This is a genomic window from Acidobacteriota bacterium, assembly GCA_016715115.1.
Taxonomy (GTDB): domain Bacteria; phylum Acidobacteriota; class Blastocatellia; order Pyrinomonadales; family Pyrinomonadaceae; genus JAFDVJ01.
In genome coordinates this window covers 740,293-754,432 of record JADKBM010000004.1, presented here as the reverse complement: position 1 = coordinate 754,432, position 14,140 = coordinate 740,293, and the positions used below count along the sequence as shown (strand labels likewise).

Here is a 14,140-nt window from a genome sequence, read left to right as displayed (position 1 = left end):
GCGAGGTAACGGAAATGCTGCGAAAACTTGTCATAGATCCGGTAACCAGAGTCGAGGGCCACGGAAAGGTGACGATCCATCTCGACGACGACAATCACGTCAAGGACGCTTTTTTCCATATCGTTGAATTCCGCGGATTCGAACGATTTATCCAGGGACATCCGTATTGGGAAGCGCCGGTAATGGTCCAAAGACTCTGCGGGATCTGCCCCGTCAGCCATCATTTGGCGGCGGCAAAGGCGATCGACCAGATCGTCGGCATCGACCCCGAAGATCTCTCGGTTCCGGCCGGAAAGATTCGCCGGCTGCTTCATTTCGGGCAGGTCTTTCAGTCTCACGCGCTCCATTTTTTCTACCTTGCGTCGCCGGATCTTCTGTTTGGTTTTGACTCCGATCCCTTGAAGCGAAACGTCGTCGGCGTCGCCGCCGAGTATCCCGAAATGGCAAAAAAAGGCATATTGATGAGGAAATTCGGGCAGGAGATCATCAAACTGATAACCGGAAAGAAGATCCACGGGATCGCAGCGACGCCGGGCGGCGTCCACAAGCATATCAGCGCCCGCGAGATCAGCTATTTTCTCGATGGAAAAGAGATTCCGACGATCGACACGATGATCGAATGGACTTTGGAAACGCTTGAGTTCATCAAGGCGTATTTCGAAAGCAATCGCGGATTTCTCGATTCGTTCGCGGCTTATCCATCGGGTCATCTCGGACTGGTTAACAAGAAAAATGGATACCTCGAGCTTTACGACGGATTTCTGAGGGCCACCGATTCCGAAGGAACCAGAACTCTGAACGACGTTCAGAACGTGGAATACGCTGACTATTTCTATGAACGGGTGGAGCGATGGACCTATCTTAAGTTTCCTTATCTCAAACATTTAGGCCGCGAAAAGGGATGGAACAGGGTCGGCCCGCTGGCGCGGATCAACATCTGTGACGGGATCGAAACGCCCTTGGCGGAAAACGAGCGGAAAATTTTCAAGAACGCGACCGGCGGAAAGACCAACAATATGACGATGCACACCCACTGGGCTCGGCTGATCGAGGCTCTGTACTGCGCCGAAATGATGAGGAATCTGCTCAACGACAGCGACCTGCTGAGCAGTGATCTGCTGAGAAAGGGCGAACGGCGAAATCGCGGTGTCGGGATCATCGAAGCGCCGCGCGGTACGCTGATCCACGAATATGAAGTTGACGACAAGGATCGGATCACGCGCTGCAACCTGATCGTTTCGACGACGCACAACAACGAGCCGATGAATCAGGCAGTTCGGTGGGTGGCGAACCACGTGATGGACGGCAAACCCGAGATCACCGAGGGAATGTTCAATCAGGTCGAGGTCGCCATTCGCGCTTACGACCCTTGCCTCAGTTGCGCGACCCACGCGATGGGCCAGATGCCGCTTGAGATCTCGCTCTACGATTCCGCGGGCGAGTTGATCGAAACCAGACAGCGCTAGAAGATGTCTCTCGAATCCCGAAGAAAATTGATCGTCGGAATCGGCAACCCCGGCCGTCAGGACGATGGACTCGGTTGGGCCTTTCTCGATTCCCTCGGAGATTCGGGTTCCGGTGAATTTGCCCTTGAGTATCGATATCAGCTTCAAATCGAAGACGCCGAGCTGATATCGCGATTCGAAACCGTCGTCTTCGTCGATGCCGACCGGTTCACGCATCCCGACGGTTTCGAATTCTCGCGGATCGGTTCAACCCGCGCCGTTTACTCATTTTCGTCACACGTACTTGCGCCGGAAACGGTGATAGAACTTGCCCGCACACTTTACCGGAGGTCGCCCGATTGTTTTATTCTCACCATCTCCGGCAGTTCGTTTGATCTCGAGATCGGACTTACCGAGAGCGGACGGATCAATCTGGACAAAGCTCTTGGTTTCTTTCGAAACGAAATGTCGCGGGCATCTGAGATTGCTCACACCTTGGGTTAACAGATTGACCAGTCGCGGAGAGCGGCTTTCTTCTTATTAATTGCCACTAGCTTCAGCTAGTGGGCAGCGTAACCCCAAGACTTTCTTGGCTTTAGCCCAATACTGCGGCTAAAGCCGGGATCAAGTTTGAATCTCCAATTCATAAAACCGAAGACAAATCGGAGTTTTGACACAACCTCTGAAGCTAGTGGAAAAAAGACTGATCAGAGGATCAGTCAATAGTCTTTTCCGATCAAACATTAGCTACGCTCACTTGGAGCATTCGCTAGCATAAGTCATACTAAAGAAAATGGATATCCGGTGCCGTGGCCGTTCCGATCCTTGGATTGACCGCGGGACTGAAAAAGGAGGAATCAAAACGATGTTCAAGCACTTGCGGCAAATTGGTTTTCTCATAACGATTCTATTTCTTGCCAGCTCCCCGATTCTTGGTCAGCAGTTCAAGAGTTGGTTCTTCTACGGGCCGAAGGCTTTGGCCGAGCGGAAAGTGATTCCGGCGGCGGAGTTGACCGCGTGCGTTCTCGGAGACGACGTGCCTCCGAATGTCGCGTTGTTTAAGAACACGATCAGCGCCGGCATCGATACCCAGCCTGGTCTGTTGAAACGCAAACTCTGTGATGTCGCGCTGATCTTCAATCTTCTGCGCGAAGAGGAACAGATGATGCAGCAGAACTTCCCGGGCTACCCGATTTACAAGATATCCGGAAGCAATCTGGAGCTCTATCTCTTACCCGAAAACATTACCTACGTGGCCGTCGGAAGTATGCGGCTCGCAGCCGAGCAATCCCTTTTGAAGAAGGATATGAAGGCGTGCGGAACTCCGGGGCTGCGCCGGTTGTTCGCGCCGACGAGAAATATATGGAAGGAAAGCTGGGCCGATTGGCAGGCGCCGATAAAGGACCTGAAGAAGGAGAATAACCCGATCGACTATGAGGCGACCGACGTCTGGGTAATGTCATTGGAGAACTACAAGATCTATGTGAAACGCGTCGGAGCGGGGTATCCGGTGTTCGACATCTCTCCAGAGAGCGACGAGTTGACCCGCCGAAAGTAAGGAGGAAAATGCGGGGTTTGGACGTTCATCCAGCAGTGTTTGAAGGACCACAACGAAGGCAAACAAAAGATCGAGGTGAAATGCCAGTAAGGGAGGAATTATGATGAAGCTAAAGTTAACGGCGGTTTTGTCGTTGGTGGCGTTGCTTGCGGCCTGCGCCGGCGCGTCGAAGCTCGACGTCAAGGTCGGGAACAAGGATATGCCGCTGAATGTCAAAGGCAGCGGAACGTACAGTTCGACAAAGACATTCACGGAGACGAAGGACGGACAGTCAAAGATAACGAAAGCCGCGTCGAACTACGTGGTTCTCGCGAACTACGATATCGATACCAGTTCGGGTATGAATTCGATGGGCAAGGCCGTGACCGCGGCGGACCAGATCAGAGTCTCGTTCCAGCTCGTCGGTGAGGAAGGAACCGACGACAAGACCGGTTTCAAAACGGGCACCTACACGACAAAGGCCGAAAAATTCGCGAAAGTCGATTATGTGAACATCGCATATTTTGCGGACGGAAAGGAGTCATCAAATTCGTTCGACGGCACGAAATCGTCCGGGGAAATAAAGATAACATCCGTTTCCGCAGACTCGGTCAGCGGTGAGATCAATCTGACGGAGGGCGACAAGCAGATCAAGGGATCGTTTACCGCCAAGATACCCGTCAAAAAGTAGTCTTCCGGTTTGAGCCGTGTCACGGTGATCGTCGAATCGGTTTCTTCGCGGTCGACGCGATCCGGCTCTTCTTTTCTGAGCAATGGGAATTATCTGGGAATACTTGAGAAATCCCGCAACGTTCAAACGGCGGCAAGCCATCGGTTGTCTCGGAGGCTGCATCGGTACTCCGATGATCTTGGGCTTTATGCTCGTTCTGTTTTGGGCGATCGACTCGGGGATCATCGATCGCAGAGGCCTCGGATTGCTGGTTGTGGCCGGAGTGACGGGTTTCTTCGTGATTATGCTGCTCTTCCTCGGATTTTGGCTCCGTTCGCAATATCGAAGATAAGTCAGCGGAAACTGTTCAAGGTCGATTCGCCCGATGCCGCCTGAAGAATCGAGAACTGACGAAGAACAGAGCGAAACCCGATCCGATGGTCACGATTCCCAAGACCGAAAACGCGCGAAGCAAATAGTTGTTGATGTCGTCACGAGCCTTGAAATCGAGCGTGTGAAGCATCCACAAGAAGTCGAAGATCCGCCAACGCGTGTTGCGGATCGCCCCGATCTGACCGGTTTCAGCGGAAACGTACATCGTGAGATCACCTTCGAATGTCACGGCCCACGCCGGCATCGGCTTTTCACGGTATTCGTGATCCGCGCCGATCATTTCCGGCGTCAAATACGCCGCAGATACGACTTTCGGCGAGATCTTCAATCCTTCCTTCGCAATTTGAATCGCTTCGGATTCACTGATCGGCGCGCGCAGCCGGCCGTCGGAAACGGCGGCGAGGACCGTTTTCACTTTACCGTCCGAACCGTGAAAAGCGATCTCGTAAAACGGCTCGCCAAGCACTTCGACAACCTGAAGTTTCAACACTTGCGCTGTCGGATCGGTCAGCCGAAATTGTTCAAGCGCCGTCTGCGGTGAGCCGATTCCGGCTCCGAGATCGATCGTGTGATTCTCTTTGCGAACATCGTCACTGCGAATCTGATCGATATTCGTCCAACTGAAATACAACCCGCCGAGCGTCCAGAACAGAAACTGAATCCCGATGAACACTCCGAGATAGCGGTGAGCCTTACGAAGATAGAACTTGTAGTTTCGAAGTTTCACTTTAGTGTTTGTGCTCGCCTCCTCCAGCGCCCTTTTGGAGGTCTTCCCTGATATATTCGACAACCGCATCGATTTGCCCAGGCGACAACTTATCACGGAATGCCGGCATTTTGTCACGCTTGCCGTCGGTCACTTGTTTGATGTGCTCGGCACGGGAATGATGCAACGCGTGGCCGGAAATCAAAGAAATGCCCTTTTTCGTCCCTGTTCCGTTTTCGCCGTGACACTCAGAACAATTCGTCTTGTAGACCTCAAGCCCGCTGACAACCGCAACCTCGCCGATCTTAGTAATCTTGCTGATGATGATCGATGCGCCGGTTCGCTCGATCTCGAAATCCACCCTGTCACCGACCTTGACTCCCGAAAGCGATGACCTATCCTTCACCGATTCGGTCATCTCCATCGCGGCCATATAGCCGGGAATGTCTTCGTGATCAAGCGTGAGCTTGCCTGTTTCCGCGTCTACCTTTTTGATGACGCCCGTCGATTTGTAAGTCCGAATCTCGGACGGCTGGATTGGTTTAAGGCCTTCCGGCGCACTGCAGGCGGACACGATCAAGGACGCAACGAAGACCGTTAACGTAATGAGTTTTCCTTTGATGTTCATTTTGTTTGGTTCCAGGGATTTGAAAATTTGGGATTTGTGATGAATTCCTCGTCAGTCAGGCTCTTGAGGAACGCGATCAGGTCAAGCTTTTCTTGTTGCGTCAAGTTGAAGCCACGGACGAAATCGCTTCGGAGCGGACTCTCACTCCCATTGCCTTTGTGGCGGCCATCCGGAATTGTCCGGCCCCCGAGGCGATAGTGATCGATCACTTCTTCGAGCGTCGCGATGCTTCCGTCGTGCATATAGGGTGCCGTTAGCTCAACGTTTCGAAGCGTTGGGACCTTAAACTTGCCCATATCTTCACGCTTCATCGTTATTTCGAACAGGCCGGTGTTGTCGGCCGGATAAGCGCCCTTGCCGTCGATGTTGTAAAGCCCGTTGTTTTCGAATTGAGCATTCTCGATTGACTTGCCGACGAAGTTGACGGTGCCCGACAGGTTGAACCCGGCGTGGCAGTCAAAACACTCCATCCGCTCGCTGAAAAAAAGTTGTTCGCCACGCTTCGCGGATTCCGGGACGGCATACGGCTGGCCTAGGAATCGAAAGCGGTCGTACGGTGAATTCCCCGAAACAAGCGATCTGACAAAAGACGCAATTGCCTGCGTCGCATTGTGAATCGTCATCTTTTCCGCGGAATTCGGGAATGCCGTCGCGAAGAGTTCCTGGTAAAGCGGTTCGGCTTTGATTCGGCGAACGAAAAGGTCTTCGTTTCCCGCCATTCCCATTTCAATAATCGGAAACTCGCCGAAAATTGGGAGCAAAGCGTGCCGTTCGAGTTCGACGACCGCCGGATTGGCCCAATTGAGCGACGGATTGTAGGCGAGGTTCACGAGGCTCATTGAATTTCGCGGGTGCGTCTCGCCGGTCGTCCCAACTGCGGTTGGTTTGCCATCCGTAAACGCCTTCTCCTGCAAATGACACGTCGCGCACGACGTCTTTTCGTTTATCGATAACCGTTTGTCATAGAACAGATGCCGTCCGAGGTCGACCTTCGCCTGCGTCATCGGGTTTTCCGACGGAACGATCGGGGTTGGAAAGCCCTTCGGCAACTTCCAGTCATACTCGGATTTGTTTGTCTGCGCACTTGAGACGAGGAGATTGTGGCAAAACAAAACGGCAACGGCCAGAATCACAAATAATTTGATATTTCTCATATTCTTGTCCGACTCCGCGGAACGCACCCGGCGTTGCGGGCGCGTTCCGCGACGGAATTACTCCGATTCAACTCCCTTTTCGCGTCCCGCCCGCATAAACGACTGTTTGCCGGTCGAACTGCCCTCGAACGACAACCCCAGGTTTCGGAAAACCGGAAGACAATCCGAATCGCCCTCGAAAGACATACATCCGGCGGCAGTCTTTTCCTTGTTCACGTCCACGTTCGCCCCAGCGAAAAGCGCCTTCAGATCGACCATCACCGAATCTTTCGAAACATCAAAAAACTCGAAGAGAAACTCCGGCCGATTCGCGTTTCCGCAAGAGGTTTTGCCACTCGCCGCGTCGGTTGCGCAGTTCGTGCTGCCCAGATGGAGGACGTATCCATTAGGCCGCCCCGTCGTCCGCATATCGATGCGTGCGAACTTATAGCCCATTTGCCATGACCACATCATTTTGCTGATGTTAAGCGGCGACGGCTGGAGCGTCGGGTCTAGGTGGTTCAGATCTTCGGGAACACCGATGATGAGTTTGAGCCCTTTGTACTTTCTTTTCGGGACCTCTCCGCGAATCGATTTGTTGATCTCTTTGGTTCCGCTCGAACAGTTTCCCTCGCCGTTTTCGAAATCGAGCATCGCGACCCTTTCGGTTTGGAATTTTCCGTCGTTGGCGAACCGCACCGGAGTTTCATTTCCGTTGTTGTCGACCAGCCGCACGTCCTGAACGTAGAGCCGAAAGTCCGAAACCGTGATCGTCGATCCGGTTGAGCCGATGCCCCCATAACTCTCCCGGCAGTTGAACGGCATATTGCCGACGACAGCCTGAAAACTGATTGCGATGGGCGTATTCTTCTGTCCAAACACGGCCGCCGCGAGTGCAGTTGCAATAATTAGCAATTTAGGTAGTTTGTTCACCATTTTCTCCTGATCAAGATTCTTCGGGCCATTCCTCCCACACCTGAATCCGTGCGAAACGGTTTCCGTGGGCCGAAACCCGGAATGCGCGACCGCGGTCGGTTTGACCCCGTCGCCAAAGGATTTCGATCTGCTCGGCTCACGACCGGAATGCGTGAGGCGATTAGCAGTTCTTTCACAAGGCAGGCTTGAGTCTGTCCGGGCCTTGAGCCGAGCAAATCGAAAAACGTGCCGAATCGGTCTGCGGACACGATTGGCATTAACAAAAGATCTGTTTGTGACTGGTTAGGCGGAGAAAGGCGGGGAACGCGGATTGATATTGCGCGAAACGGAATCAAGCGTGCGAACCGGATTCTGCGGAGATCGCAATGCCGGATTAGAAACTACTTCGTTGATTTTCGCCGGAGAGACAAATCGAGCATCGGGGAGAGTTGCCGGAGGTCGTTTGCCGCCGGTTTCGGCCGTGGCCAATATCGACATCGAGGGCCTGACAGTCGTCCCGTCAGGCGCGTCGGGCGATTTCGGTAGCCGGTCAAACGCCGACTTTCCCGATCTCAGAAAATCGAAGACGAGATCATCAAATTCATCGATGCTCTTGCGCGAATTGACAGGAAATGCCGCGCGGAAGACGGATTCAGCAAACAGTTGCTTCAGGCCAGCCTTGGCACAGATCTCGTCGAGCGGATTTCGGTCAGCTTTGACATCTTTCGCCTTTACCGGCTGAAAGGTCTTGGTCAGAGGGCAGTAAACGGTTTCCTCACCCGGCGTTGGCGCGACGGCAAACGGCGGGATCGAAAGAGCGCTCAGCAAAAACGCAACGAGCCAAAGCGCGGCAAAATTGTGTCTTGTGCAGAAGTTCACGTTCGCCATAATTACACGATTGATCGAGTTTTGCAAAATCCGCGACAGGATCAGTTGTCTTGGCCGGAATACGGCCCCGAGGCCGTTGACATCGCTCTATCGTGTCGGATCCCGGCTCTGGTCGTTGATTTCTCAGCGATCGACGCCTCCGGCAAAACGCGATTGAAAAGCGTTCGAAGCGATGCCTCGTCAGATTCGGCGACCGCTTGTCTGAAACTCAAAAGTATCTCTCCGACTTCCGATTCGTCGTACGCCGCGATCTTGCCGATGAAGATCTTCGGATGCTGCGTCTTGAGCAGATTCTCGCCCGTGATCTCCAGTTCTTCGAAAAGCTTTTCGCCGCCGCGGACGCCGGTGAAAACGATGTCGATGTCTTCGTACGGTTCAAGGCCCGACAGACGGATCATATCCTCGGCGAGATCCAAAATTTTCACCGGCTGCCCCATATCGAGGATGAATATCTCGCCGCCCTTTCCGATCGCGCCCGCCTGCAAAACAAGTTGCGACGCTTCGGGAATCGTCATAAAGTACCGCGTCATATCGGGATGCGTGACGGTGATCGCCTCGCCCTTTCGAATCTGCTCGCGAAAAATCGGGACGACCGACCCGGCGGATCCAAGAACATTTCCGAAGCGGACGGCAATAAAGTTCGTCGCGAACGTGCGGTTCAGATCCTGCAGAACGATCTCGGCGATGCGTTTCGAAGCACCCATTATCGATGTCGGATTGACGGCCTTGTCGGTCGAAATGAGGACGAAGTCTTTGGTGCCGAACTCGCCGGCGATCTCGCCGATCAGTTTCGTCGCGAAGACATTGTTCTTCAGGGCTTCCGACGGATTCGCTTCCATCAGCGGGACGTGTTTGTGGGCCGCCGCGTGAAAGATGACCTGCGGTTCGTATTGGGCGAAGATCTCGCGCATGCGATGCTCGTCGGAAACATCCGCGAGCAGGGGAACGAAGTCCGTTTCGCCGAAATCCTTGACCATTTCACGCTCGATCTGGAACAGCATAAACTCGGCGCGCTCGACGAGCAAGAGCAATTTCGGCCCGAATTGTGTCAGTTGCCTGACGAGTTCCGACCCGATCGACCCGCCGGCGCCGGTGACCATCACCACTTTGCCGGTCAAAAAGCCGTGAAGATTCTCATCGTCAAGCTCGACCGGATCGCGTCCGAGAAGATCCTCGATCTCGACATCCCGAATCCGCGAAACCTGAACGTGCCCGTGAACGATCTCGTGCAAGCTCGGAACGATACGCGCCTTCACCGGAATCTCGCGGCAAATGTCGAGAATTCGCCGGATCTCTTTGCCCTGCGCCTGGTCGATGGCGATCACGATCTGTTCGATGTGCAGCTCGTCGACGAGCCGCGCGAGATCGTCGGTCGTTCCGAGGACTTTCACGCCGTTGACGCTTCCGCCGACCTTCCGGCGGTCGTCGTCTACAAATCCGCGAACCTCGAACTCGGTGTCAGCGCGGCCAGCCAGATCCTTGACGGCGATCGCACCGATCCGGCCGGCGCCGACAAACAGCGTCGCCTTTCGTTTCAAACGTCGGCGAGGCCCGGTAAACCGCCGTTTTTCGCCGATCTCATACGAAAATCTACGAATCACGCGAAGCCCGAGCAACCCTCCGAATCCGAGCGCAGTGTCGATCAGGATCACCGAGATCGGCACCTGCCAGTTTGTAAAATCAGTAAAAGAAAGAAGGAACCTGAACCCGAGAAGGATCGAACCGGAAATCAGCGCGGCTTTCGAAAACGCTTTGATGTCTTCAAGACTAACGTATCGCCAGATGATCGAATACGCGCCTACCAGAAAAAGCGACGAAAACTGGACGAAAACGACCAACGGAAGCTGGTTGATTGCCGTTTGAAAATAAAACTCGCCGAGCTGGATGTTGAATGACGGCAGATAGGCGATCAGAAACGCCGCCGAGAGAACCATAACGTCCGCCAGAACCTGTACCGGACGGCGCAAAAACCACAATCTCTCCGCTGATTGATCTCTCATCTGCATTTAGGAATTTCGGCGAAGTCTCCGATTTGGAAAAAGTTCGCAAACGCGGTTCAATTGCCTTCTGCAAGTTTATGCCAGACAACCGAAAAAACAAAAGGTTGAATCCAAACGACGCGTACGTTATTCTAGGCAGTCGAGGTTTTCCTATGAAGTTTTGCTTTTTTCTTTTGGTATTAACATTTACGGCGACGCTCGCGTTCGGTCAGACTCCGAATGCGACGCCGAACCGCGGATATTTGATCGGCCCCGGCGACAGGATCTCGGTCAGAACACTCGGAGAGACGGAATTCAGCTGGGAAGGATGGGTCGATGAAAACGGCAAGTTCCAGGTTCCGGGGAGCAACGATGGAATTATGGCTAAATGCCTTTCCGAAGATGAACTCCGAAACGAGGTCGCGAAGTATGTCTCGAAATATCTTAAAAACCCACAAATGAGCGTCTTTGTGTCCGAAAGGAAAAGCCGGCCGCCGGTGACGGTCTATGGCGAAGTCAGACAACCCGGTCCGGTTCAATTGACGCGTCGTGCGACCTTGCGCGAGTTGCTTGCTTTTGCCGGCGGCGAAACAAAGGAGTCGAGCGGGATGATCCAGGTTACACGGACGCAGCCGCTGCTTTGTTCGGAAGAATCCGATGAAGATTGGAAGACGCTGGCCGACCGCGGTGTCGGCTTTCCGTCGCGTCTCTACAGCCTCAGCAGTTTGAAGAATATCAATCCGGAAGTCTTTCCCGGCGACATCATCGATGTACAGAAGGCATCTGTCGTTTATGTCGTCGGCGAGGTCAACAAACCCGGCGAACTCTATATTCCCGAAGGCGGCCTGCGACTGCTTCAGGCGTTGGCGATGGCAAGCGGGACGACGCGCGACGCCAAGAGAAAGGAACTTAAGGTCATTCGCCGCAAAGAGGGTTCGGCCCAACCCGAAGTAATCGCAATCAACTACGACACGATCAAAAAGGGCGAGCGGGACGATGTGATTCTTCAACCTTTCGACATCGTCGAGGTTGGAAAGGCCAAAGAGAGCATCGGCGATATTTTCCTGAAGACGCTCACCGGACTGCCGGGTCGCATTCCGCTCCCGATCAGACCGTTCTAAAGCGTCATTTTCGCGCCTTTGTAAACCGCAATCGGAGAACCTTTCGCGAGGAGAACCGAATGCGGTTTTTCATTGGCCAGGAACGCGAATTTCTCGCCGTACGTCGCGCCGAAATCGACGTCGATTCGTTCGTTCTTGACCGAGAAAAGCTCCCACGGACGGTGCTCGACCTTGTACTCGTCGGTCCGCCCAGGCCCGCGCCGCGTGTAGCCCCAGTAATGTTCGATGATGAACTCGCCTTCGGAGCCTTCCGAAGGAACTCCGAGATCTTCATTGATCTCCGCCGACAGAACGTTGTTGCGCCCGTTCTTGCTCCATTCGTAACCGACCTCGCTTTCGGTGCGAGTATGACTCATCTTCCAACACTCATAAGGTTCGCCGTACAGGACGCGCGCGACGGTCGCGATCGCAAAACGCGGAACGATCTCCTTGACGAAGACGACGCCGCGCCGAACTTCATCGGGCGTTTCCCGCTTGACGTAAAATCTCAGGTTCACCTCTTCAAAATTGATATGAAACGGCACAGGAATTCCAAGGACGCGCGTGTCGAGGAACATAAAGCCGACGAGACTGACGAAGAGCTTGCCGTCGTGATAATCGAGCGACGTGCCTTCCGGGACGCGGTCGGCGAGCAGGTCAGGCGAGACGGCGTAGTTTGCCATCACGAGGTCTTTCCATTCGGCGGTCAAAAACTTCTTCATTTGCTTAATAATAGTTAAAACATCCCCGATTACGAAACTATTCGCTTGTCGGCCGCGCGGCGCGTGATCTTCTCGCGGTCGAAATACTCAAGCAGCGGAATGGCGTACTTGCGCGAAACGCCGGCGAGATCCTTGAATTGCGTGACATCGACAAGGCGAGACGGCGACTTGTCCGCGAATCCGCGCAGCTTTGCAACGAGTCCGTCAATGGTCGCTTTTGAAAAATAGAATTCTTCGTTGACCTTCACGACGTCGCCCGTGTTCAGCAAGAGTTGAAAGACCTTGCGCGCCTGATGACGGTCTATTCGGGTGCCGCGCACGGATTCAACCAGCGCCTCATCCAACTTCGGAACTTCGAGTCCCGCGATTTTGAAGATATTCGAGAGACGCGTCCGGACGATCTCTTCATCGCCCGAAAGCTCGAGACTATGATCGGCCGCGCGCACATTGTCCTTCTCCGAAACGATCTTGCGGTCTGATTCGAGACTCGCCAGCACCGACTTGAAAACGTCCGGTTTCAGTCTCGAAAAGACGCGTTCGCGCAGGGTCTCGCGCGCCATCCCGCGCGCGAGAGGTTCACGGCGGTGAAAAGCCTCGATCGCCGCCAGAGTCCGCGACCTTAGATCTTCAAACGGCGTTCGCGACAAATAGACCGATTCGGTCTTGATTATTGAACGCTTTGCGAGACTTTCGGTGATCGCCTCGTCAAGGAACGGCTTCCGCCAACCGGTCCGGGCCTGGAGATCCTGAAAGTTGAGTCCGGCATCGCCGGCAGTCTCGACGTAGATCCTGATCCTTCGAACCGGGTCGTCCTGGGCCAACTGTGCAAGCCGGCCGCGCGCCGATTCGACCTGTGCCAATCGGCAGCGGATCGCTGAATTGTCGAGAACACGGCCGCCGGCGATCGTCATCTGCGGCGAGTAAAAGCGGAGAATGAAACGTTCGCCCGGCACACAGACCACCGGCGATTCCAGTCGAAGCTGCACGAAATCGGTCGAGCCCGGCGCGATCTCTCTCGCCTCGTTGAGAACCTGCACGCGGGCGAGCGCCTCGACGGTGCCGATATGAACGCGGACACGTTGCCTCGATCTTAGCGGGCGCGCGGCGTCCTTCAGCACCTCGACCTCACAGTCGACGATCTGCGTCGGTCTCAATACGTCAGGTTCGGCGAGAACCATCCCGCGTTCGATTTCCAGGTATTCGATGCCGCCGAGGTTGACCGCCGTCCGCTGACCGGCGTGCGCTGTTTTGACCGGCCTGGCGTGAGTTTGCAGTCCGCGGACACGCGTTCTGCGGCCCGCGGGAAGCAACTCCAGTTCAGAACCCTCGACGATCTCGCCGGAAACGAGCGTTCCCGTCGCGACCGCGCCAAAACCCTTGACCGAAAACGACCGATCGATCGGAAGCCGCGCAACTGTCCAAATGTTTCGAGGCGGGATCTCGCCGGCGAGATGGGCGAGGCGCGTCCTCAACTCTTCGAGGCCCTCACCGGTTTTTGATGAAACAGCGATCGCGGGTGCGGTTTCAAGGAACGAGCCTTCGATGAGTTCGTGGACATCGAGGCTGGCAAGTTCGAGGAGTTCGTCATCGACCAGATCTTTTTTGGTTAGAACGACGATCCCGTGTTTGACCCCGAGCAAACGGCAGATTTCGAAATGTTCCCGTGTTTGCGGCATCACGCCTTCGTCGGCGGCGACGATCAGCATCACAACGTCGATCCCGCTTGCACCCGCGAGCATATTCTTGACGAACTTTTCGTGACCCGGAACGTCGACGAAACCGATCCGGACGTCTCCGAGTTCGAGTTCGGCAAAACCGATGTCGATCGTGATTCCGCGCTGCTTTTCTTCGGGAAAACGGTCGGCATCGACGCCGGTCAGCGCCTTGACGAGCGCGGTTTTCCCGTGATCGATGTGGCCGGCCGTGCCGACAATGAGGTTTCGGATCTGTTCGGATTGAGTTGCCATTTGTCGTTTGCCAGTCGGATATTAACCAATCGTTCGGATGCAACTCAACCTTCTGGA

At 54.5% G+C, this 14,140-nt stretch carries 14 protein-coding genes; 6 read left to right on the top strand and 8 right to left on the bottom strand.

Going from position 1 to position 14,140, the window contains the following annotated elements; genetic code table 11:
* Positions 1-14: 14 nt before the first annotated feature.
* From IPN69_05555 to IPN69_05535, 5 genes are all read left to right on the top strand, one after another.
* Complete coding sequence (locus IPN69_05555; protein MBK8810184.1) at positions 15-1,466, top strand: Ni/Fe hydrogenase subunit alpha; 1,452 nt, start codon at positions 15-17, stop codon at positions 1,464-1,466.
* A gap of 3 nt (positions 1,467-1,469) precedes the next feature.
* Positions 1,470-1,949, top strand: coding sequence for a hydrogenase maturation protease (locus IPN69_05550; protein ID MBK8810183.1), 480 nt, complete (start codon positions 1,470-1,472; stop codon positions 1,947-1,949).
* 361 nt (positions 1,950-2,310) lie between these two features.
* Positions 2,311-3,003, top strand: a complete 693-nt coding sequence (locus IPN69_05545; protein MBK8810182.1) for a hypothetical protein — start codon at positions 2,311-2,313, stop codon at positions 3,001-3,003.
* 103 nt (positions 3,004-3,106) lie between these two features.
* Complete coding sequence (locus tag IPN69_05540) at positions 3,107-3,673, top strand: hypothetical protein (GenBank protein ID MBK8810181.1); 567 nt, start codon at positions 3,107-3,109, stop codon at positions 3,671-3,673.
* A gap of 82 nt (positions 3,674-3,755) precedes the next feature.
* Entirely contained in the window at positions 3,756-4,004 is a 249-nt protein-coding gene (locus tag IPN69_05535) for a hypothetical protein (GenBank protein MBK8810180.1), read from the top strand.
* Positions 4,005-4,019: 15 nt separating this feature from the next.
* Here IPN69_05535 and IPN69_05530 read toward each other — a convergent pair whose 3' ends face one another.
* The 6 genes from IPN69_05530 to IPN69_05505 form a co-directional block, all read right to left on the bottom strand.
* A complete protein-coding gene (locus tag IPN69_05530) occupies positions 4,020-4,772 on the bottom strand; it encodes a PepSY domain-containing protein (protein MBK8810179.1) in 753 nt (250 codons plus the stop codon).
* A gap of 1 nt (position 4,773) precedes the next feature.
* A complete protein-coding gene (locus tag IPN69_05525; protein ID MBK8810178.1) occupies positions 4,774-5,379 on the bottom strand; it encodes a copper-binding protein in 606 nt (201 codons plus the stop codon).
* Positions 5,376-6,533 carry a di-heme enzyme gene (locus IPN69_05520; protein ID MBK8810177.1) on the bottom strand — a complete coding sequence of 386 codons (1,158 nt, stop codon included), beginning with the start codon at positions 6,531-6,533 and terminating at the stop codon, positions 5,376-5,378. Before IPN69_05520 ends, IPN69_05525 begins: the two co-directional genes overlap by 4 nt.
* A 57-nt stretch (positions 6,534-6,590) precedes the next feature.
* On the bottom strand, positions 6,591-7,445 hold the full coding sequence (locus IPN69_05515) for a metallo-mystery pair system four-Cys motif protein (protein MBK8810176.1): 855 nt from the start codon (positions 7,443-7,445) through the stop codon (positions 6,591-6,593).
* 285 nt (positions 7,446-7,730) lie between these two features.
* Complete coding sequence (locus IPN69_05510) at positions 7,731-8,315, bottom strand: hypothetical protein (GenBank protein ID MBK8810175.1); 585 nt, start codon at positions 8,313-8,315, stop codon at positions 7,731-7,733.
* Positions 8,316-8,356: 41 nt separating this feature from the next.
* Entirely contained in the window at positions 8,357-10,315 is a 1,959-nt protein-coding gene (locus tag IPN69_05505) for a polysaccharide biosynthesis protein (GenBank protein ID MBK8810174.1), read from the bottom strand.
* A gap of 152 nt (positions 10,316-10,467) precedes the next feature.
* Between IPN69_05505 and IPN69_05500 the strand changes: the two genes are divergently transcribed.
* Entirely contained in the window at positions 10,468-11,415 is a 948-nt protein-coding gene (locus IPN69_05500; GenBank protein MBK8810173.1) for an SLBB domain-containing protein, read from the top strand.
* Here the strand turns inward: IPN69_05500 and IPN69_05495 are convergent.
* Both IPN69_05495 and selB read right to left on the bottom strand, forming a co-directional pair.
* Complete coding sequence (locus IPN69_05495) at positions 11,412-12,116, bottom strand: DUF2071 domain-containing protein (protein ID MBK8810172.1); 705 nt, start codon at positions 12,114-12,116, stop codon at positions 11,412-11,414. The two genes, IPN69_05500 and IPN69_05495, sit on opposite strands and share 4 nt — an antisense overlap.
* 29 nt (positions 12,117-12,145) lie before the next feature.
* Positions 12,146-14,083 carry a selenocysteine-specific translation elongation factor gene (gene selB, locus IPN69_05490; protein ID MBK8810171.1) on the bottom strand — a complete coding sequence of 646 codons (1,938 nt, stop codon included), beginning with the start codon at positions 14,081-14,083 and terminating at the stop codon, positions 12,146-12,148.
* Positions 14,084-14,140: the final 57 nt, after the last annotated feature.